Raw genomic sequence first — 23,537 nt, 5'->3', positions numbered from 1 at the left:
GCATAACGCTATTTCAGGACGGTACATTTTTTCAATAAAAAACGCCTCAATAGTATAAGACGTTTTTATATATGTACAGAATTTATCGTTATAAAAATTATTTAATAATAATAAACTCGCTTCGTCTATTTAATTGGTATTCATCTTTCTTACAGTTTGAATCATTGCCACAGTCATTAATCAATTGAGTTTCTCCATATCCTTTTCCTGTTAATCGATCTGCAGATATACCGTTATTGATCATATAATTCACAGTAGCTTCAGCTCTTTTCTCAGATAAGTACAAATTGTACTGATCTTCTCCATGACTATCTGTATGCGATCTTATTTCTAGTTTCATATTAGTATATTGATTCATCACTTCAATTACTTTTGCCAGTTCCACTTTTGCGTCAGAACGTATTGTATATCCATTAAAATCAAAATAAATCGGTTTAAGCGATAATATCTTTGTTAAATCATCTCCTACATCTGCAGATTTAATTTTCTTTTCTAATGCAAGTGGAGTATCCATAATTTGCGATTTATCTGATGTATTAACAAGCTTTTCTAGAGTGTCATATTCTTCTTTCTCTGCTCTCACAAAATAACTAGATTCACATTCTACTAGTTGTGAATAGGCAGCCTCATCGCTTACTACAAAACTTTGTATTAGATTATTATTCTTATCATATATCGAGACTTTGGCTCCTGATAATAATTCATTAGTATCTTTATCAGTAACCAATCCTGCAATTGTAATCTCACAGAAATCTTTTAACTCCTCTAGTTCTATGAAACTATAAATATCATCACTTCCTTTTCCTCCTCCTCTGTTGGATGAAAAATATCCTTTCTTGGTGTTTTCATCAATTATAAATGCAAAATCGTCTTTAGGTCCATTGATAGGTCTACCAATATTAACTATTAATTTTTCTTTATCTGTTTGTGGGTTAATTTTTGTGACGTATACATCTAATCCTCCTAAGCCCATATGTCCATCAGAAGAAAAATATAATTCGTTATCTGCTCCTACATATGGAAATGTTTCTTTGCCTTCTGTATTAATTCTATCTCCTAAATTTTTTGGTTCTTCAAAACTACCATCACCATTAATAGCCACTTCATATAAATCAGATAACCCTTTTCCTCCAGGCATATCTGACGAAAAATACAATGTTTTTTCATCACTACTTAACGTAGGATGTGCTACAGAATACTCGTCACTATTAAATGGTAAATTGTGTGGTGTGGTCCACCCTCCTTCAGGATTTTTATAAGAACGATATATTTTCAACTTATTTGTTCCTCTTTGATCACGACCTAGTTTTCCTTCCTCAAAATTATTTCTTGTAAAGTAAATAGTTCGTCTATCTTTTGTAAAAACAGGTGTGGATTCGTGAAATTTTGAATTTATTTTTCCATCAAACCTTCTAATTTTTGAAAAGCTATTATTTATAGAGTCATATTCCGCTTCAAAAAGATTTAAGAAAGCTTCTCCATTCCATTGGTGAACAGCTTTTTTAAACGTTAATGTATCTCTAGAGGAACTAAAAACTATATTCTTTCCGTAAAAAGCGGTTCCAAATTCAACAAAAGAGGAATTAATTGATGTATTTTCTATCTCAAATCTATCTGACTGAAAATCAATACGTTTTAGATAATCGGATCCATCTAAAAATAATTTTGCACGTTGATCATTTCCATTAGCAGCCGCAAATTTTTGCATGTACGTATCAGAGTCTTCATATCTTTCTACCGTTTTTAGTGTTTGTGCATATCTAAAGTAATACTCAGGTTCCACTTGATCAGGATAAGAATTCACTAATTTTTCATACCATTTTAGTGCATCTTCAAACTGGCTATTAAAGTAATAACTATCTCCCAGATTCATGAAAAGATCTGCACTCTTATATCCTTTTTCAGCTACTTTAAGATATGTTTCCTGTGCATCAATATATTGATACTTATCGTATTGCTCTTTGGCTTTTTTGAGTTTTTTTTCTTGAGATAGAAGCGTATTGTTTCCGAAAAACAATAACATGAAAATCAATAATGATTTAAGTAAATATTTCCCCATTTTTTTTACTATTACATTTAAATATTTAATTAAAAGAAACGCGGTGTCAGCATTCTATTATATTTCTTAAAAAGTTCAAATCGCAGCATTACCTCATAACTTCCATCATTAAATTGTGTCTGCCCTAATTCTGTTGTTTCTCTATCGTAGGCAAATCCAATCATCAAAGCATCAGATATTTGAAAACCAACCATGCCACTCACTGCGGCACTCCAACGATATGCTACTCCTAAAGTTAAACGATCATACAATAAAAAGTTTGCAGAAACATCTACTTGTAATGGTGCACCAAACACTAGTTTACTTAAAACAGCTGGTTTAAACTTTATATCACTACTCAAATCAAAAACGTGACCAGCTATCAAATAGTAGTTGATACGCTCTTCTGCCAAAAAACTCACTGCTGTACTATTGCTATTTGTAGTACTTTCATCAAAATGATTTGTTTCTAATAGATTAGGAGCACTTAGTCCAGCATAAAAACGATCTGTATGATAATAGATTCCAACCCCTACATTTGGGCTAAATTTATTATCAATATTGTTTTCGAATAAAGCATCATTACTATTAAACCGGTTTAGTTTTTGAAAATCTACATTTAATAAATGCCCACCTGCTTTTAATCCAAAACTTAGTTTTCCTTGTTCTGAGGTAGGAATAGAATAGGAAAAATCAATATCGAAATATGTTTCATCGGTAGGGCCTATTTCATCATTAACAATAGACACACCTATACCAAGACGTTCATTATTTCCTATTGGAGTATTAGCGGTAAGTGTTTGAGTACGAGGCGCACCATCTAAGCCAACCCATTGACTACGGTGAAGCCCCATAACACTTAATACTCCACGACTACCAGCATAGGCTGGATTAACGCTTATCGTATTGTACATGTATTGGGTATATTGAGCATCTTGTTGTGCACAAATAGCAGTTGTAGCAAAACTAAAAACTACAAGCATAAACATTTTTGACGATGTATTCATAAGTATTTAATTCGATTTAGGGAATAACAAATATATGATATTCCAGATACATTTATCTATTTACATACAAGTAACCAGCTTTAGACATGTTGATTCCATTAGCATTTTCATATTCCAAAACATAAAAATAGGTCCCTACTGGCAGTTTTTTATTATTACCCATTGTAACTCTTCCTTCACTAATTCCTTCAAAGAATTTGGCTCCGGATTGTTCATATCCATTTTGATCAAATATCTTAATTCCCCATCGATTAAATATTTGTAATCTATTATTAGGAAAATTATCCAATCCTGCTATTCTAAACCGATCATTAATACCATCTCCATTAGGAGAGATCCCAGTATATACAACAATTTCATTATCAACATCAGCAATTATAATAAATCCATTATTTTCTTCTATCGTTATTCCGGTTCCTATTACGATTACTGTTGTTGGATCGGTTCCTTCTGTCTGTAAACTCCCTAATGGAAGTGTTGTATTGTCGATATCTACCACAGTTGCTCCTACAGGAACATTTGCTATGTAATCTCCGTTTAGATCTGTAATTACGGTTTGTTCTATCCCATTAACATCAACAATATTAACATCTATCCCCTCTAAGTCTGGTTCGCCAATATCCTGCATACCATTATCATTTAAATCACCATACAAATGACCTGTTATAGTACCGTTTGGAGCAGAAACTACTGTAATTGTAATAATTGCAACATCACAAGCTAGTGGGGTCGCTATACTACATAAGGTGTAGGTAATGGTATAATCGCCCGGTGGAGTATTTGGTAAAACTGTGACTTCTCCTGTACTTGGATTTAGGCTAACACCATCTCCCGGATTGGAATCTGCAATTGCTGTTACCGTAACATCATCCCCTAGTGTAACCTCATTTCCATCTAAAATATCATTATCATTAATAATATTTATAGAATTACCACCTGTATCACCATCAATCGTTAATGTATCATTATTTGCTATCAGGCATGATAAAGGTATAGTAACAGGTATGATTTGTTTACAGCCATTAATCGCTGTTGTTGTAATATTAATGCTTACTCCCGGAGTTATCCCTTCAATACTCCATATATTACCCGAAACATTGTTCACGATCCCAGAAGTACTGGTTACTGTACCAGAGCTCACAATTACCTCTAATGAATATGTTGTTGAATCAGTTGAGCAAGTTGGAGCACTTGTCACGCTAATAGCAGGTGCAGCATTAACAGTAAGTATTCTTTCTTCTGAAATCTTAGAATCACACGTATATGTTGAACTCGAGACAATTACTCGATATTGATTTCCATCATCAGATGCTGAAGCATTTGTAATTGTTAATGTATTTGCGGTTGTGGTACTATGGATACCACTATCTGTTAAATTATCCCAGGAACTACCATTAAACAATTGCCACTGATATGTATCTGCATTAGCTGTCAATACGGTAAACGTAGTATCTGTTCCTCCACATATTATAACACTAGATGGTTGTGTGGTAATTGCTGGAGTAACTCCTGCGGTGACAACATTAGCATTAGTTCCGGTATACCCATCACTTCCTGAAGTAACTAAACCATTTCCATCAACGGTAAGTCCAGTTCCAGGAATACCATCCCCTAAAAGCCCATTATCATCATCATCTGTAAATCCAGCTTCAATAACATCATTACAACTATCCCCATCACTATCTATATCTTGATAATCATATATCCCATCTGGGATAGTTTCAGAGTCTGCTAGACTATAATTTATCAAACCACTATTCTCCCCACCTGTACTTTGTACCAAATCAGGAATACCATCTGTACCCACAGATCCATTTACAACGCCATTAGTATTTGATTCTGCATGTCCCGCTTCATCTGCATCATAAATACCATCATTATCACTATCTAGATCCAAATAATCCGGAATATTATCTCCGTCTGTATCTAAGTTATTACATGCAAATAATATGAGTTCTATTCCATCTTTACCAAAAGCATTTACTCCAGTTTGTACAAATTTCAACATAATAGATGATACCGTTCCATGAATTCTTAATGAACCAGCCGCAGAACCATCTGCATCATTTTCTGTACTTTCTCCAGTATTTCCTACAGGTGGTACCACTCCTACTCCTCCGTCTCTAACACTTGTAGGTCTTGTTCTAAAATCCATTGTGCCCTCTAATGGACCCCAGGTCATACCGTCTATTAACATTATTTCTGCAGAATTTTGATTCACTCCAAAAAAACCTCCTAAACGATCAAAATGAAGAATTGGATCATTTACTTTGATAGGGTTACCTGATCCATCTTCAAAGTTTATAGTCAATATTGTATCCCAACTATATAAATTCTGTAATGATGAATCTCCTTCTAAATTTTCTGACCAAAAACCTGTTCCTAAAGGATTAAAGTTTCCAGAAGTAAAAGGGTTTGTATTTGTAGTTGTCACTTTAGCAACTACACCATCTCCAAAATCATATTCTGCTGTTGTTCCAGAAATAGTCCAATCTCCCGATTGATTTGGAGTACATATACTTTCATCTATATCCAAAATACCATCATTATCATCATCCAAATCACAACCGTCAGGAACACCATCATGATCATTATCTGCCATATCATTATATCCCGGACAAACATCTAAACTATCAGAAACTCCATCATTATCTGTATCCACATTGATACAGGCCGAAAGAATAAGTTCTACCTCATCTCCACCAAAACCTTCAACACCTGATCTAATAAATTGTATTGCGAACGATGTTACATTTGCATTAATTCTTAAAGAACCTGCTGCCGATCCATCATTATCATTTAATGTACTTTCTGGACTATATCCAGTTCCTACCGAGGTTCCTGATCCATCATCTTTAACTGTTGTAGTAGTTGCCAGAAAATCATTGGTTCCTCCTAAAGAAGTCCAAGTTAAACCACCTAGCAATGTTATTTCTGCGGAATTCTGTAATGTTCCATAAAATCCACCTAAACGATCAATATGTAATATGGGGTTATCAACACTTACCGGATTACCAAAATTATCTTCAAAGCTTATAGTCAATATTGAATCCCAAGTATACTCATTACTCAATGAGGTATCTCCTTCTACAGTATTAGACCAAAACCCTGTTCCCAGAGGATTAAAATTTTTAGTTGTAAAGGGATTTGTAGACGTAGTTGTTACTCTAGCTATAACTCCGTCTCCAAGATCATAAAATGCTGCTGTACCAGAAACACTCCAAAAGCCCGATTGCTTTGGAGCACACATTACTAACGTTGAATCAAAAGTATCAGAGTTTAATTTTGATCCTTCTTTATCACATTTTTCTATATGAACTGTTTTACTATCAACATTTGCCCCTCGTAATTCTTCAGTATATATAAAAGAAAACATGAATAAAATAATAAAGAGAATTCTTATTATGAAATCATTTTGTTTCCATTTTAACATTTTCTCGGAAATTATACTTTTCCTCATACTATTCTTAATTTTAAAACATTTTTACAGCTCACGAACAGATCTGTAGCAAAATACCTTAATTTAATTACGTTAAAACCGTAGATTTGACAAAAACAAATTTTATAATATTTTTTTGTTTTACAATAAAATTTTGTGGTCAAAACTATTCTTTTCGTCCACAAACACTTTTAGAAGATAAAAGACATTACTCTTCCTACATAATTATGAAGTTTACATTGTTATTTACTTAGATTAAAGCATTTATGCTAAATAACAATAAGCAAGAGTAGTCATACATATAACTATACATTATTAATATTATATTTGCATCCTTATTTAGATATAAGAGTTGATAATAAATATCGCCAAAACTATAAGAGTAGGAGAATGAATAAATCGTCAAAGTCCTGTTATGATAAGAAATTTGGCACTATTAAGCATATATCTAATATTTAGAATAATAAACAAAATCAAATGAAATTTATAGACGAAATTGGGAGAAGAAGAACCTTTGGGATCATCTCTCACCCTGATGCAGGTAAGACCACGTTGACCGAAAAATTATTACTTTTTGGAGGTGCTATTCAAGAAGCAGGGGCCGTAAAATCAAATAAAGTTAAAAAAGGAGCTACCAGTGATTTTATGGAAATTGAACGTCAAAGAGGTATATCTGTTGCTACCTCTGTATTAGCTTTTGAGTACAAAGGCATTAAGATTAATATTCTAGATACTCCCGGGCATAAAGATTTTGCTGAAGATACATTTAGAACATTAACTGCTGTGGATAGTGTAATTGTTGTGATTGATGTTGCAAAAGGTGTCGAGGAACAAACCGAAAAATTGGTTTCTGTTTGTAGAATGAGAAATATCCCTATGATCGTTTTTATTAACAAACTGGATCGTGAAGGAAAAGATGCTTTTGAGCTTCTGGATGAAATAGAGCAAAAACTAGGCCTTACCGTTACTCCATTAAGTTTTCCTATTGGAATGGGATATGATTTTAAAGGAATTTATAATATTTGGGAGAAGAATATTAACCTTTTTAGTGGTGATAGTAGAAAAAATATTGAAGAGACTATCGAAATATCTGATTTATCTTCTCAGGATCTTAATGATATAATCGGGGATACTGCTGCAGACACATTACGTGAAGAAGTAGAATTGGTAGAAGGTATATATCCGAAATTTGAAAAAGAACAGTATCAAAATGGTGATTTACAACCTGTGTTTTTTGGATCGGCATTAAATAATTTTGGAGTTAGAGAATTATTAGATTGTTTTGTTACCATTGCTCCTCCACCAAGGCCTAAGGAAAGTGATGTACGATTAGTGCATCCTGAAGAAAAAGATTTTACAGGATTTGTGTTTAAAATCCATGCCAATATGGATCCAAAACACAGAGATAGACTGGCTTTTATAAAAATTGTATCAGGAACCTTCGAAAGAAACGTTCCATATCTGCATACAAGACACAATAAAAAGCTTAAATTTTCTAGTCCTAATGCTTTTTTTGCTGAAAAAAAAGAGATTGTAGATATATCATATCCTGGTGATATTGTTGGATTGCACGATACCGGAAATTTTAAAATCGGAGATACTCTTACAAAAGGAGAAATTTTGCATTATAAAGGAGTACCTAGTTTTTCTCCAGAACATTTTAGGTATATCAACAATGCAGATCCTATGAAGTCTAAACAACTAGCGAAAGGGATTGATCAATTAATGGATGAAGGAGTTGCCCAGCTTTTTACTTTAGAATTGAATGGAAGAAAAATTATAGGTACGGTTGGTGCTTTACAATATGAAGTAATTCAATATAGGTTAGAGCATGAATATGGCGCAAAGTGTACGTATGAAAACCTAAATGTTCATAAGGCATGTTGGGTAGAAGCTAAAGATCAGGATAATGATGAGTTTAAAGAATTTAAACGTGTAAAAAGTAAGTTTCTGGCAAAAGATAAACAGGGTCAACTGGTATTTTTGGCTGATTCTTCTTTCAGCTTACAAATGACACAACAAAAATATCCATCAATCGAGTTTCATTTTACTTCAGAGTTTTAATCATCTCTATAGACTGTATCTGAAATTTTATTTAAAATTAAACGTATCCAAATACAAATCATTACGACTGTATTAACGTTATTTTGTTATGACCAATAAGGAACACCTAATAATTTTACGGTTATATCATTATTGGTTTTATACATTATTTTTTTGGTAAATATGTGATTTTGAGCTTATCTTTTTTCTCGGAAAATCCAGAAAACTTGTGGTATAAAAGAAATCAATCAATCTTTCAGCGTAGCTAAGCTATTGCCATGTCTTTTGTGAAATGATATAAAATGTCCCACAGATTTTCGCAAAGACATAAGGTCATTTTTCAATAGTCGGTTAACCGATATATCTAATGGAATGTGAAATATTGTGTTTTTTGCTTTAAGCTTACATAGCTTTAAGAACCCCAGATAATCATCAACATGCTCAAAAACATCTATGATAAGCAATAAAGAAATTTGTTTTATACTAAGGTCATTATTTATGTGTATTTTATTGTAAAGTATATATGAGGTGGTAGCCAGAAACGGGTTGGTTTATCAAAATTCTATTACCTATACATTTAGTTTAGCATCTATTTTAGAGTTAATGTCTAGTATTAATTTTTAAAAAGCGGTCTTTCAGACCTTTAAAACAAATCATCATTTGGCCATTTTGATATAGTTAAAATTTCTTTATCAAAAGCTTTTCTAAATTCATCCTCTACTATATCTGGATGATGATCAGCCCTTTTATTAAACAATACAACATAACTTAATGTGTCATCTAATTTATTTATAATTCCAGATGTACCAGACATAGAACCGGTGTGATACCAACTAGAAGAAGCAAAGAATGAATTATTAAGCAATATATTTGAGATAATATCTGGTTTAGAAGGGTTTCTATCAATTTTGACAATAAAACGTGCCAGATCAGTTGCAGAAGCAATCCATCCAGCGGGAGAATCCATCCGCACAATATTATAATCATAAGGATTAGAATTACTAGTAGAATTACTTCCTTGATAGTATGTTACTTCATTTGGATATTTATCAGCTAAAGTATTTCTCCCAATTTTCATTTTAGAAATCCCACATGGCTCAAGAATATTTGATTTAACATACACTTCATAAGGAACTTTTGTAATCTTTTCTATGATTCTGCCTAGTATGGTATAGCCGAAATTAAGATAATAATATACTGAACCAGGAGGATTAACAAGTTTTCTATGTAATACCATATCAGTTATCAAATCATCCAAAGATTTATTAAAATCTGAAAAAACAGGGTCATTTGGAGAGTTCGTCCAACCTGATTCATGATTTAGAAGCTGACTAACTGTAATTAATTTTTTATTAGAATTAGCAGGTAAAGTTCCATATTCGTCTCCTAAAATCCCATCTGGTCCAAAAACTTTTTGATCAAGAGATAACAAACCATCTTCAACTAATTTTAGAATAGCAATTGCAGTAATAGGTTTTGATATACTTGCTATTCTATATAAATCATCGTTAGTTGCTATTTTATTAATTATTTTATTAGAATAGCCAAAAGAATTGGTATACACAAGCTTTTCATTTCTAATAACTGCGATACTGGCACCAGGAATATTATATGATACCATTTGATTTTTTACAACGCTATCCAATCCTTCAAAAATTAGATTTGAATTGACAGGTAAATCATCATCTTTTTGACAGTTAACAAATAATGTAAGACTAATTAATCCTATAGTCAATCGAATTGATGATAGTTTGATATTCATAGAAGTTTTTTATACAATGACTTTTATAAATCTAATCATTTATTTTTCAAGTATTTTTCAATAAAAAAGAAACTGTACTACCAACGAAGTATATTCTAATGAAGAATAAATAGAATTCAAGTACCGTCTAAGCTTCTCCTGTAGGGCCAAAATTCATAGGAATAGGTGCTTGTTCATAATCTTTAATTTCTCCGTGAGCAGCTTCAAATCTATTTACATTATCACTAAGAGCTTTTAATAATCTTTTGGCATGCTGTGGAGTTAAAATAATTCTGCTTTTCACCTTACTTTTTGGTCTACCCGGCATAATGTTCACGAAATCAACTACAAATTCTGAAACTGAATGGTTAATAATTGCAAGATTACTATAGATCCCGTCTGCAACATCTTCATCTAGTTCTATATTCAATTGATTTTGTTTCTGATTTTTATTATCTGCCATATCTAATTTTATTTTAGAATCGATTGATCAAAAAAAAGCCTGCCTAAGAAGGCAGGCTATTTATATTAGTTATAATTAACTTCTTGTCGCTGTTCCATTCGTTCTTCAAACTCTTCGTTTGATCCAACAATGATACTTTCATAATCTCTCATTCCTGTTCCTGCTGGTATTCTATGTCCAACAATCACATTTTCTTTAAGACCTTCAAGATCATCAATTTTACCGCTTACAGCAGCTTCATTTAACACTTTTGTTGTTTCCTGGAATGACGCTGCAGAGATAAAGGACTTAGTTTGTAGCGAAGCTCTTGTAATACCTTGCAGTATTGGAGTCGCTGTAGCAGGAGAAACATCTCTTGCAGTAACTAAGTTTTTATCATCTCTACGTAAAGCAGAATTTTCATCTCTTAAATCACGTGGAGAAATTATCTGCCCTTCTTTAAGGTTTTCACTATCTCCCGAATCTTCAACAACCTTCATTCCGAAGATCTCATCATTTTCTTCGATAAAATCAGCTTTATGTACCAATTGATTCTCAAGGAAAATAGTATCTCCCGGATCCTGAATTCTTACTTTACGCATCATTTGGCGTACAACTACTTCAAAATGCTTATCATTAATTTTCACACCCTGTAATCGATATACTTCTTGTACTTCATTAACCAAATACTGCTGTACTGCAGAAGGGCCTTTGATTTTAAGTATATCTTCTGGCGTAGTAGATCCATCTGATAATGGCATTCCTGCACGAACATAATCATTTTCCTGAACAAGAATTTGATTAGAAAGTTTTACAAGATACTTCTTAATTTCTCCTATTCTGGATTCTACGATAATCTCACGATTACCACGCTTGATTTTTCCAAATGATACTACACCATCTATTTCACTAACCACGGCTGGGTTAGAAGGATTACGTGCTTCGAATAATTCTGTTACTCTTGGAAGACCTCCTGTAATATCACCGGCTTTGGCAGACTTACGAGGAATCTTAACCAAGATTTTACCTACCTTAATCTTATCATTATCATCTACCATAAGGTGGGCTCCAACAGGTAAGTTATAAGAACGTAGTACTTCGTCTCCTTTTCCTAATACATGTAATGTTGGTATCTTTTTCTTATCACGAGATTCAGAAATTACTTTTTCCTGGAAACCAGTTTGCTCATCAATCTCTACTTGATAGGTAATACCTTGTTCTATATTTTCATATCGAACTTTACCAGCAAACTCAGATATAATAACTCCATTATATGGATCCCATTGACAGATCACTTGATCTTCACTTAGTTTATCTCCATCCTGGATAAATAATTGAGAACCGTAAGGAATTAGGTTTGTACTTAAGACAATCTTAGTTTTTGGATCAATAATCTTAACTTCTGATGTACGAGAAATTACTACATCGATCTCTTTACCATCACTATCTTCTCCTTTAACTGTTTTAAGTTCTTCAATTTCCGCTTTACCGGCAAACTTAGATTTTAATTGATTTTCTTCAGAAATGTTACCTGCAATACCTCCTACGTGGAATGTACGTAATGTAAGCTGTGTACCTGGCTCCCCAATAGATTGAGCAGCTACAACACCTACAGCTTCACCACGCTGTACTGTTTTACCAGTGGCAAGGTTACGACCATAACATTTTACACAAATTCCTTTCTTTGCCTCACAAGTAAGTGCAGAACGAACTTCTACAGATTCTACAGGAGAATCCTCAATAATCTTAGCTATTTCATCGCTAATTTCAACACCTGCTTCTGCTAATACTTCTTGAGTTAATGGATTAATAACATCCTGTAACGAAGTTCTACCGACTATTCTAGCGGCAAGTCCTTCTATAATTTCCTCATTTTTCTTTAATGGAGTTACCTCTACACCTCTAAGTGTACCACAATCCTCTATATTAACAATAACATCTTGAGCAACATCAACCAAACGACGTGTAAGATATCCAGCATCTGCCGTTTTAAGAGCGGTATCTGCAAGACCTTTACGAGCACCGTGAGTAGAAATAAAGTACTCAAGAATAGAAAGTCCTTCTTTAAAATTAGAAAGAATTGGATTTTCAATAATTTCTCCACCAGCAGAACTTGCTTTCTTCGGTTTCGCCATCAATCCACGCATTCCGGTTAACTGACGAATCTGTTCTTTAGATCCCCTTGCACCAGAATCAAGCATCATATACACCGAATTAAATCCTTGTTGATCTTCACGTATACGCTTCATAGACAATTCTGTCAATTCAGCATTTGTAGATGTCCAGATATCAATTACCTGATTATAACGCTCATTGTTGGTAATAAGACCCATATTATAGTTTGCTACAATATTGTCTACCTGAGAATTTGCATCAGCAATCATGGTATGTTTCTCTTTAGGAATAATAATATCCCCTAAACTGAATGATAATCCTCCCTGGAATGCAAAATTATATCCTAATGTTTTGATTTCATCCAAGAATTCTGCTGTTTCAGGAACACTTGTTACTTTCAAAATACCTCCGATAATATCTCTAAGTGATTTTTTCGTCAATACTTCGTTAATATATCCTGCCTTTTCTGGAACTTTCTCATTAAATAAAACTCTACCTGTAGTAGTTTCTATAATTTTAGTTACCAATTCTCCTTCTTCGATATCCTTAGTACGGACTTTGATATTAGCGTTAATATCTAATCTCTTTTCGTTATAAGCAATAACTACTTCTTCTGGAGAGTAGAACGTTAAGTCTTCTCCTTTTATTTCTAATTCTGGAGTAGATCTACGAGACTTGGTCATATAATAAAGACCCAAAACCATATCCTGAGAAGGAACCGTTACTGGTGATCCATTAGCAGGATTAAGAATGTTGTGTGATGCTAACATCAACAACTGAGCTTCTAAAATTGCTTCTGGCCCTAATGGTAAGTGTACTGCCATTTGATCTCCATCAAAATCGGCATTAAATGCAGTACAAACCAATGGATGTAACTGTATTGCTTTACCTTCAATAAGCTTAGGCTGAAATGCCTGAATACCTAAACGGTGAAGCGTAGGAGCACGGTTTAATAATACCGGATGTCCTTTTAAGACATTCTCTAAGATATCCCAAACAACAGGCTCTTTTCTATCTATAATTTTCTTAGCAGATTTTACTGTCTTTACAATACCACGTTCGATCAATTTTCTGATCACAAATGGTTTATAAAGTTCTGCTGCCATATTTTTTGGAAGACCACATTCGAATAATTTCAATTCTGGTCCAACAACAATCACAGAACGTGCTGAATAATCCACACGTTTACCAAGTAAGTTCTGACGGAAACGTCCTTGCTTACCTTTTAAAGAATCGGATAGTGATTTTAATGGTCTGTTAGAATCTGTTTTAACAGCAGAAGCCTTACGTGTATTATCGAATAATGAATCTACAGATTCCTGAAGCATACGTTTTTCATTACGCAAAATAACTTCTGGAGCTTTGATTTCCATTAAACGCTTCAAACGATTATTACGTATAATCACACGACGGTACAGGTCATTTAAATCTGAAGTAGCAAAACGACCACCATCAAGTGGTACCAAAGGACGTAATTCTGGCGGAATTACTGGTACAACTTTAAGAACCATCCATTCTGGATTGTTTTCTCTATTTTTATTTGCATCACGAAAAGACTCAACAACCTGAAGACGTTTTAATGCTTCTGTTTTACGTTGTTTAGATGTTTCGTTATTTGCTTTATGTCTTAGTTGGTAAGACAGTTCATCAAGATCAATTCTTCTCAAAATCTCGATAAGGCACTCTGCCCCCATCTTTGCAATGAACTTGTTAGGATCTGTATCATCAAGATATAGATTTTCTTGAGGAAGACTGTCTAAAATATTTAAATACTCTTCTTCTGTAAGGAAATCCATTTTCTGTACAGCTTCACCTTCTTCATTTTTAGCTATACCAGGTTGAATTACTACGTAACGTTCGTAGTAAATAATCATATCTAATTTCTTAGAAGGAAGTCCTAATAAGTATCCTATTTTATTTGGTAAAGAACGGAAATACCAGATATGCGCTACAGGAACTACTAAATTAATATGTCCTACACGATCTCTTCGTACTTTCTTTTCGGTAACCTCTACCCCACATCGATCACAAACAATACCTTTGTAACGAATTCTTTTATATTTACCACAAGCACATTCAAAGTCCTTTACAGGTCCAAAAATACGCTCACAGAACAAACCATCACGCTCAGGTTTGTGAGTACGATAATTGATAGTTTCGGGTTTTAGCACTTCTCCCTGAGATGCCGCTAAAATCGACTCAGGAGATGCTAAACCTATAGAGATTTTATTAAATCTCTTTACTGTATTCTTATCATTATTTCTTGCCATAATATATGGTTGCTAAAGAATTATTGTAATTTAAAATTGAATAGTTTTATGTTTCATTCGTACCCTTCGACTTTGCTCAGGGTACGAATTAGCATGTACTATTCTTCTAATCTGATATCCAGACCCAGACCTTTTAATTCGTGCATTAATACATTAAAAGATTCTGGTAATCCTGGTTCTGGCATAGGCTCACCTTTAACAATACTTTCGTATGTTTTAGCTCTTCCTATAACATCATCAGATTTTACCGTCAATATCTCACGTAAGGTTGCAGAAGCACCATAAGCTTCTAGCGCCCAAACTTCCATCTCTCCAAAACGCTGACCTCCAAATTGAGCCTTACCACCAAGTGGTTGTTGAGTAATCAACGAGTAAGGACCAATAGAACGTGCGTGCATTTTATCATCTACCATGTGACCAAGCTTAAGCATGTAAATCACACCTACTGTAGCTGGTTGGTGGAAACGGTCTCCCGTTCCTCCATCATAAAGGTAGGTATGCCCAAATCTAGGGATCCCCGCTTCATCTGTAAATTCATTAATCTGATCTAAAGACGCTCCATCAAAAATTGGGGTAGCATATTTTCTACCTAATTTTTGTCCGGCCCATCCTAATACTGTTTCATAAATCTGACCAATGTTCATACGAGACGGTACCCCAAGTGGATTTAATACAATATCTACTGGTGTTCCATCCTCTAAGAATGGCATATCTTCTTCTCTTACGATACGAGCAACAATACCTTTGTTACCGTGACGACCTGCCATCTTATCACCTACTTTTAGCTTACGTTTCTTAGCGATATAAACTTTAGCAAGTTTTATAATTCCTGAAGGTAATTCATCTCCTACAGAGATCGTAAATTTCTCTCTTCGAAGGTTACCTTGTAAATCATTTTCTTTAATCTTATAATTATGGATAAGGTCTGCAACCATACTATTTAAAGCATCATCGGTAGTCCATGTTCCTTTTGTAAGGTGAGCATAATCATCAACACTGTTAAGCATTTTTTGAGTATACTTTTTACCTTTAGGAAGAACTTCTTCTCCCAGGTCATTCATAACACCCTGAGAAGTTTTACCTCCAACAATAGTAAATAGTTTGTCTATCAATTCAGATTTTAGTAATTCGAATTTTGTATCGTATGATCTTTCTAAAATCTCAATATCTTCTTTATCCTGAGAACGTTTTCTCTTATCTTTTATAGCACGGGCAAATAATTTTTTATCAATTACTACACCATGTAAAGAAGGAGAAGCCTTTAAAGAAGCATCTTTAACATCTCCAGCTTTATCTCCAAAGATTGCTCTTAACAGTTTCTCTTCCGGAGTAGGATCACTTTCTCCTTTTGGAGTAATTTTCCCAATAAGAATATCCCCTGGTTTAATTTCTGCACCAACACGGATCATTCCGTTTTCATCAAGATCTTTGGTTGCTTCCTCAGAAACGTTAGGGATATCATTAGTTAATTCTTCATTACCTAATTTAGTATCTCTAACCTCAAGAGAATATTCATCAATATGAATAGAAGTAAAGATATCTTCTCTTACTACTCTTTCAGAAATCACAATCGCATCCTCAAAGTTATACCCTTTCCAAGGCATAAAGGCTACTTTCATATTTCTACCAAGTGCAAGCTCTCCTTTTTCTGTAGCATATCCTTGACATAATACCTGACCTTTTTTAACACGATCGCCAACATTAACGATTGGTTTAAGGTTTATATTAGTACCTTGATTCGTTTTACGGAATTTTATTAACTCATATGTTTTAGAATCACTATCAAAGCTTACCATTCTTTGCTCTTCAGTTCTATCGTATTTAATGGTAATCTTTTGTGCATCTACATACTCAACAACTCCTTCTCCTTCTGCATTAATCAATACTCTAGAATCTGAAGCTACCTGACGTTCTAATCCTGTACCTACAATAGGAGCATCAACTCTTAATAATGGTACTGCCTGACGCATCATATTTGATCCCATCAATGCACGGTTTGCATCATCATGTTCTAAGAACGGAATTAAAGATGCAGAAATAGATGCAATTTGATTAGGAGCAACATCGGCATAATTTACATTAGTTGGATCAATTACCGGGAAATCACCTTCCATACGAGCAATTACCTTATCAGTAGTAATATTTCCTTCATCGGTCATAGGAATGTTAGCTTGCGCTATCAATTTCTCCTCTTCCTCTTCTGCACTTAAATATCTATATTCTGCTACATCAACCTTACCATCAGTAACCTTACGATATGGAGTTTCTAAGAATCCCATAGAGTTTACCTTAGCAAAAACGGCTAATGAAGATATTAAACCAATATTTGGTCCTTCAGGAGTTTCAATAGGACATAGACGACCATAATGTGTATAGTGTACATCACGTACCTCGAAACCTGCACGCTCACGTGATAAACCTCCTGGCCCTAGAGCCGAAAGTCTACGTTTATGAGTGATCTCTGCTAATGGATTGGTTTGATCCATGAACTGAGATAGCTGGTTTGTACCAAAGAACGAATTAATTACAGATGACAAGGTTTTAGCATTGATCAAATCAATCGGTGTAAAAACCTCATTATCTCTAACATTCATACGCTCACGAATGGTACGAGCCATACGTGCCAAACCAACTCCAAACTGTTGTGATAACTGCTCTCCTACAGTTCTAACACGACGGTTAGAAAGGTGATCGATATCATCAATTTCAGCTTTAGAATTAATTAATTCTATTAGATATTTTATGATGGTAATGATATCTTCTTTGGTAAGCACTTGCTTATCCATTGCGATATCAAGTCCCAATTTCTTGTTCATTCTATAACGACCTACTTCACCAAGGTTGTAACGTTGATCAGAGAAGAATAACTTGTCAATAATACCTCTTGCCGTTTCTTCATCAGGCGGTTCTGCATTACGTAATTGACGGTATATATGTTCTACCGCTTCTTTTTCAGAGTTGGTAGGATCTTTTTGCAATGTATTATGGATAATTGCGTAATCTCCTTTTTGATTATCCTCTTTATGAAGCAAAATAGTTTTTGCTCCAGACTCTATAATCTCTTCAAGATGATCTTTATCCAAGATAGTGTCACGGTCTAAAACGATCTCGTTACGCTCAATAGACACAACCTCTCCTGTATCTTCATCCACAAAATCTTCATGCCACGTGTTTAACACACGAGCTGCTAACTTACGACCTAAAACTTTTTTCAATCCGGACTTAGAAACTTTTACCTCTTCTGCAAGGTCAAATATTTCTAAAATATCTTTATCACGTTCAAAACCAATTGCACGGAAAAGTGTAGTTACCGGTAATTTTTTCTTTCTATCGATATAAGCGTACATTACACTATTAATATCGGTAGCAAATTCTATCCAAGAACCTTTAAAAGGAATTACTCTTGCAGAATATAATTTAGTTCCATTGGCATGGAATGATTGTCCAAAGAATACCCCTGGTGAACGGTGTAATTGAGATACGACTACTCGTTCTGCCCCATTAATACAAAAAGTACCGCTGGGTGTCATATAAGGAATTGTACCAAGATACACGTCCTGAACAATAGTCTCAAAATCTTCGTGTTCTGGGTCTGTACAGAATAGTTTTAGACGAGCTTTTAAAGGTACACTATACGTAAGACCTCTTTCTATACACTCTTGTAAATCATATCTTGGAGGATCTACAAAATAATCTATAAATTCTAGTACAAATTGATTACGGGTATCCGTAATCGGGAAGTTTTCCATGAAGGTATTATATAAACCTTCGTTTCCTCTTTCTTCAGATTTTGTTTCTAGTTGAAAGAAATCCTGGAAGGATTTGATCTGAATATCTAGGAAATCAGGATAATCAGGTCTATTCTTTACAGAAGAGAAATTCAATCTTTCAGTTTGCGTTGCTAACATCAATGGACGGAATTAAATTAAAATTTAAAAAAGGGTGCGTATTTTTAAAACTTCATGTTTATATACGCAAAATGGTTTAGACCTCATCAGGCATCATTGCATGATGGGTCTAAACCTATATGTCAATATATGGTAAGCTTATTTAAGCTCAACCTCAGCTCCAGCCTCTTCTAATTGTGCTTTAAGAGCTTCTGCTTCATCTTTAGATATTCCTTCTTTGATTGCTTTAGGAGCTTCATCAACTAATCCTTTAGCATCTTTAAGACCTAGACCTGTAAGTTCTTTTACAAGTTTCACAACAGCTAGTTTAGCACCACCTGCAGCCTTAAGGATTACATCAAATTCAGTTTTTTCTTCAGCAGCATCTCCACCACCAGCACCACCGCCAGCAGCTACAGCTACTGCAGCAGCAGCAGGTTCGATACCATATTCTTCTTTTAATATACCAGCTAATTCATTAACTTCTTTTACTGTTAAGTTAACTAATTGTTCTGCGAAATCTTTTAAATCTGCCATTTTCTATCGTTTTAAATAATTTTTTTAATTGAAATATAATTGTTAAAAAGTGCGTACACTACTATTTATTATCCTTCTTTTTCGGATAATGTTTTTAGAATACCGGATATAGTACCACCACTTGACTTTAATGCTGAAATAACATTCTTAGCAGGTGACTGTAATAGACCAATAATATCTCCGATAACTTCTTCTTTAGATTTAATATTAACTAAAGCGTCTAAGTTTTCATCTCCAACATATACTGCTTCTTCTATAAATGCTCCTTTTAATAAAGGCTTTTCAGATTTCTTACGAAACTCTTTAATAACCTTTGCTGGTGCATTACCGGTTTCAGCAAACATAATGGATGTATTACCCTTTAATGTAGTTGGTAATTCTCCAAAATCTTTATCTGAATTCTCCATTGCTTTTGCAAGGAGTGTGTTCTTAACTACTTTTAATGATACATTAGCTTTAAAACAAGCTCTACGTAAATTTGAAGTTGTTCCTGCATCTAAACCTGAAATATCAGCTAAATAGATATTAGTGTTATCAGCTAACTGAGCAGTTAAGTCATCAATTACTAGTGATTTTTCTTCTCTTGTCATAATTACCCAGCATAGTTTTTAGTATCAATCTCTACACCAGGACTCATTGTAGAAGATATATATATTGACTTAATATATATTCCTTTTGCAGTCTGTGGTTTCAACTTTACTAATGTTGTTAATAATTCTTTAGCATTTCCAGCTATTTTATCGGCATCGAAAGAAGATTTACCTATTGCTGCATGAACAATACCTGTTTTATCTACTTTGAAATCAATTTTACCTGCCTTTACATCAGAAACTGCTTTTGCAACATCCATAGTTACTGTTCCTGTTTTAGGGTTAGGCATTAATCCACGAGGTCCTAATACTCTACCTAATGGTCCCAATTTACCCATAACACTAGGCATAGTGATGATTACATCAACATCTGTCCATCCACCTTTGATTTTATCAAGGTATTCGTCAAGGCCAACGAAATCAGCACCTGCTTCTTTTGCTTCAGCTTCTTTATCTGGTGTTACTAATGCTAATACTTTAACATCTTTTCCTGTTCCGTGAGGTAATGTTACCACACCACGTACCATTTGATTTGCTTTACGCGGATCTACGTTCAAACGAACAGCTAGATCTACAGAAGCATCAAAATTCACGTTTGTTATTTCTTTTATTAAAGAAGAAGCTTCTTCTACCGAATATGCTTTGTTGCTATCAACTTTAGCTTTTGCTTCTTTTTGCTTTTTGGTTACTTTTGCCATTTTGTAAACGTTTTTGGATTAAAAAGGAGCTTGTCCTTTTACAGTTACACCCATTGAACGAGCGGTACCAGCAATCATTTTCATAGCAGATTCTACAGTAAATGCATTTAAATCCTGCATTTTATCTTCTGCGATTGTACGAACTTGATCCCAAGTAACACTAGCTACTTTTTTACGATTAGGCTCTCCAGAACCTTTTTTCTGTTTTGCTGCTTCCAGTATCTGAACAGCTGCTGGTGGAGTTTTAATAACAAAGTCAAAAGACTTGTCTGTATACACATTAATTACAACTGGTAATACTTTACCAGCTTTATCTTGTGTTCTACCATTGAATTGCTTACAGAATTCCATGATATTTACTCCGGCAGCACCTAAAGCAGGTCCAACTGGTGGGGATGGGTTTGCCGCTCCTCCACGCACTTGTAATTTTACTACTTTACCTATCTCTTTAGCCATTTTTCTAATTTTAAATTAGAATTGTTCTATAAGTGGAAGCAAAAGAACAACTCTGGATCTATAATGTAACAATTATTATATTTTTTCTACTTGCATATAACTCAATTCTAATGGTGTTTTTCTTCCGAAAATCTTAACCATTACTTCGAGTTTACGCTTCTCTTCGTTTACTTTTTCTACAGTACCATTAAATCCATTAAATGGTCCATCAATAACTTTTACTGTTTCTCCTACTGTGTAAGGGATGGCAACATTATCAGTTTTAACCGCAAGCTCATCTACCTTACCAAGCATTCTATTAATTTCTGCTTTTCTTAATGGAACAGGATCTCCTCCTTTTACTTCACCAAGAAAACCTATTACACCATTAATAGATTTAATTATATGTGGTACTTCTCCAGAAAGGTTAGCTTCTATCATAACATAACCAGGAAAATACACTCTTTCCTTATTTATTTTTTTTCCATTACGGATTTGCACTACTTTTTCAGTAGGAACAAGAATTTGCGAAACATAATCTTCAAGTCCCATATGAGCTATCTCACGCTCAATATAGTCTTTAATTTTATTTTCCTGACCGCTCACCGCTCTTACCACGTACCATTTCTTCGTATTATCTACTTCAGCCATTTTAATAATTTAAGATTTAACTAAAGAAAAATAATACTCTATCACATTACTAAATGCAGTATCTATACCCCAAATAACTAACGAAAAAATAACCGAAAAAACGATTACAATCAAAGTAAGTCTTTGTGCTTCTGCCCAAGGAGTCCAAGTCACATGATTCTTAAGCTCGTTATATGATTCTGCAATGTAATTTACTAGTCCAGCCATCTTATTAATTTTTTAAACGAATTAAAAAAAAATTTCAATTTCGTTATAAATCTCATTATTACAACAATCTATATTATATATAAACAATATCGATTGACTTCGCACGGGTTGAGAGGCTCGAACTCCCGACACCTGGTTTTGGAGACCAGTGCTCTACCAACTGAGCTAAACCCGTAACATAAGTCAAGGTATTCGTATCAACGAATACCTTAACTTTTATATACTATCTTGTATTAGTCTAAAATTTCAGTTACTTGACCAGCACCTACTGTTCTACCACCTTCACGGATCGCAAAACGAAGACCTACATTCATTGCAATTGTCTGAATTAGCTCAACAGTAATTGTTAAGTTATCTCCAGGCATTACCATTTCAACTCCATCAGGAAGAGCAATATTTCCTGTTACATCAGTTGTACGTACGTAAAACTGAGGACGGTAGTTATTATGGAATGGTGTGTGACGTCCACCTTCTTCTTTCTTAAGGATATACACCTCAGCTTTGAATTTTTTATGTGGAGTTACAGAACCAGGTTTAGTGATTACCATACCACGAGAAATTTGAGTTTTCTCAATTCCTCTTAATAGGATACCAGCATTATCTCCAGCCTCACCTCTATCAAGGATCTGACGGAACATTTCGATACCAGTTATAGTAGAAGTAAGCTTTTCAGCTCCCATACCAATAATCTCTACAGGATCTCCAGTATTAGCGATTCCTGTTTCTATACGACCTGTAGCAACAGTACCACGACCAGTAATAGAAAATACATCTTCAATCGGCATTAAGAAATCTTTCTCAACATCACGCTTTGGTAACTCGATCCAATCATCTACAGCAGCCATAAGCTCCATCACAGTATCTACCCATTTTTGCTCTCCATTAAGAGCTCCAAGTGCAGAACCAGATATTACAGGACCATTATCACCGTCATACTCATAAAAAGAAAGAAGATCTCTTACTTCCATTTCAACAAGCTCTAACAATTCCTCATCATCAACCATATCCACTTTGTTAAGGAATACAACGATTCTAGGAATACCAACCTGACGACCTAAAAGTATATGTTCACGTGTTTGTGGCATAGGACCATCTGTAGCAGCAACTACTAAGATTGCACCGTCCATTTGAGCAGCACCAGTAACCATGTTCTTTACATAATCGGCGTGACCTGGACAGTCAACGTGTGCATAATGACGATTCTCCGTTTGATACTCAACATGAGATGTATTAATAGTAATACCTCTTTCTTTTTCTTCCGGAGCATTATCGATTTGATCAAAATCTCTCGCTTCAGAAAGACCTGCATCTGCTAATACTTTAGTAATCGCAGCAGTTAAAGTCGTTTTACCGTGATCAACGTGTCCAATAGTACCAATATTTAAGTGCGGTTTGGAACGATCAAAAGTTTCCTTTGCCATAATTATTTATTTAATC

15 protein-coding genes and 1 tRNA gene are annotated in these 23,537 nt (G+C 34.3%); 1 reads left to right on the top strand and 15 read right to left on the bottom strand.

Features of this window, described 5'->3' with window-relative positions; all coding sequences use genetic code 11:
* Positions 1-97: 97 nt before the first annotated feature.
* Genes ATE84_RS09605 through ATE84_RS09595 form a run of 3 tightly spaced genes read right to left on the bottom strand, consistent with a single transcriptional unit; the run spans position 98 to position 6,505 of the window.
* Complete coding sequence (locus ATE84_RS09605; RefSeq protein ID WP_101447750.1) at positions 98-2,059, bottom strand: OmpA family protein; 1,962 nt, start codon at positions 2,057-2,059, stop codon at positions 98-100.
* A gap of 29 nt (positions 2,060-2,088) precedes the next feature.
* Entirely contained in the window at positions 2,089-3,045 is a 957-nt protein-coding gene (locus tag ATE84_RS09600) for a type IX secretion system membrane protein PorP/SprF (RefSeq protein ID WP_101447749.1), read from the bottom strand.
* Between the two features lie 52 nt (positions 3,046-3,097).
* On the bottom strand, positions 3,098-6,505 hold the full coding sequence (locus ATE84_RS09595; protein WP_101447748.1) for a gliding motility-associated C-terminal domain-containing protein: 3,408 nt from the start codon (positions 6,503-6,505) through the stop codon (positions 3,098-3,100).
* 456 nt (positions 6,506-6,961) lie between these two features.
* Here ATE84_RS09595 and ATE84_RS09590 point away from each other — a divergent pair, with 456 nt between their 5' ends.
* Positions 6,962-8,548 carry a peptide chain release factor 3 gene (locus ATE84_RS09590; protein WP_101447747.1) on the top strand — a complete coding sequence of 529 codons (1,587 nt, stop codon included), beginning with the start codon at positions 6,962-6,964 and terminating at the stop codon, positions 8,546-8,548.
* 622 nt (positions 8,549-9,170) lie between these two features.
* Here ATE84_RS09590 and ATE84_RS09580 read toward each other — a convergent pair.
* The 12 genes from ATE84_RS09580 to tuf form a co-directional block, all read right to left on the bottom strand.
* Positions 9,171-10,289, bottom strand: coding sequence for a serine hydrolase (locus tag ATE84_RS09580; protein ID WP_101447746.1), 1,119 nt, complete (start codon positions 10,287-10,289; stop codon positions 9,171-9,173).
* Between the two features lie 127 nt (positions 10,290-10,416).
* On the bottom strand, positions 10,417-10,731 hold the full coding sequence (locus tag ATE84_RS09575) for a DUF3467 domain-containing protein (protein WP_101447745.1): 315 nt from the start codon (positions 10,729-10,731) through the stop codon (positions 10,417-10,419).
* 65 nt (positions 10,732-10,796) lie between these two features.
* On the bottom strand, positions 10,797-15,095 hold the full coding sequence (rpoC, locus tag ATE84_RS09570) for a DNA-directed RNA polymerase subunit beta' (RefSeq protein ID WP_101447744.1): 4,299 nt from the start codon (positions 15,093-15,095) through the stop codon (positions 10,797-10,799).
* Positions 15,096-15,193: 98 nt separating this feature from the next.
* Positions 15,194-19,003: a DNA-directed RNA polymerase subunit beta gene (rpoB, locus tag ATE84_RS09565; RefSeq protein ID WP_101447743.1), complete on the bottom strand. Its 3,810-nt coding sequence runs from the start codon at positions 19,001-19,003 to the stop codon at positions 15,194-15,196.
* 138 nt (positions 19,004-19,141) lie between these two features.
* A complete protein-coding gene (gene rplL / locus ATE84_RS09560) occupies positions 19,142-19,519 on the bottom strand; it encodes a 50S ribosomal protein L7/L12 (RefSeq protein ID WP_101447742.1) in 378 nt (125 codons plus the stop codon).
* A gap of 68 nt (positions 19,520-19,587) precedes the next feature.
* Positions 19,588-20,109, bottom strand: a complete 522-nt coding sequence (gene rplJ / locus ATE84_RS09555; protein WP_101447741.1) for a 50S ribosomal protein L10 — start codon at positions 20,107-20,109, stop codon at positions 19,588-19,590.
* Positions 20,110-20,111: 2 nt separating this feature from the next.
* Complete coding sequence (gene rplA, locus ATE84_RS09550) at positions 20,112-20,807, bottom strand: 50S ribosomal protein L1 (protein WP_024768885.1); 696 nt, start codon at positions 20,805-20,807, stop codon at positions 20,112-20,114.
* Between the two features lie 18 nt (positions 20,808-20,825).
* Positions 20,826-21,263 (bottom strand): 50S ribosomal protein L11, encoded by a 438-nt coding sequence (gene rplK, locus ATE84_RS09545; protein ID WP_024768886.1) that lies wholly within the window; start codon positions 21,261-21,263, stop codon positions 20,826-20,828.
* A gap of 75 nt (positions 21,264-21,338) precedes the next feature.
* Positions 21,339-21,893, bottom strand: coding sequence for a transcription termination/antitermination protein NusG (gene nusG, locus ATE84_RS09540; RefSeq protein WP_101447740.1), 555 nt, complete (start codon positions 21,891-21,893; stop codon positions 21,339-21,341).
* A gap of 9 nt (positions 21,894-21,902) precedes the next feature.
* Positions 21,903-22,100, bottom strand: coding sequence for a preprotein translocase subunit SecE (gene secE / locus ATE84_RS09535; protein ID WP_101447739.1), 198 nt, complete (start codon positions 22,098-22,100; stop codon positions 21,903-21,905).
* Positions 22,101-22,202: 102 nt separating this feature from the next.
* Positions 22,203-22,275, bottom strand: a tRNA-Trp gene (locus tag ATE84_RS09530).
* Positions 22,276-22,333: 58 nt separating this feature from the next.
* Entirely contained in the window at positions 22,334-23,521 is a 1,188-nt protein-coding gene (gene tuf / locus ATE84_RS09525) for an elongation factor Tu (protein ID WP_024768889.1), read from the bottom strand.
* Positions 23,522-23,537: the final 16 nt, after the last annotated feature.

The organism is Aquimarina sp. MAR_2010_214 (genome assembly GCF_002846555.1).
Classification (GTDB): domain Bacteria; phylum Bacteroidota; class Bacteroidia; order Flavobacteriales; family Flavobacteriaceae; genus Aquimarina.
This window is presented reverse-complemented; position numbering and strand designations above follow the sequence as displayed.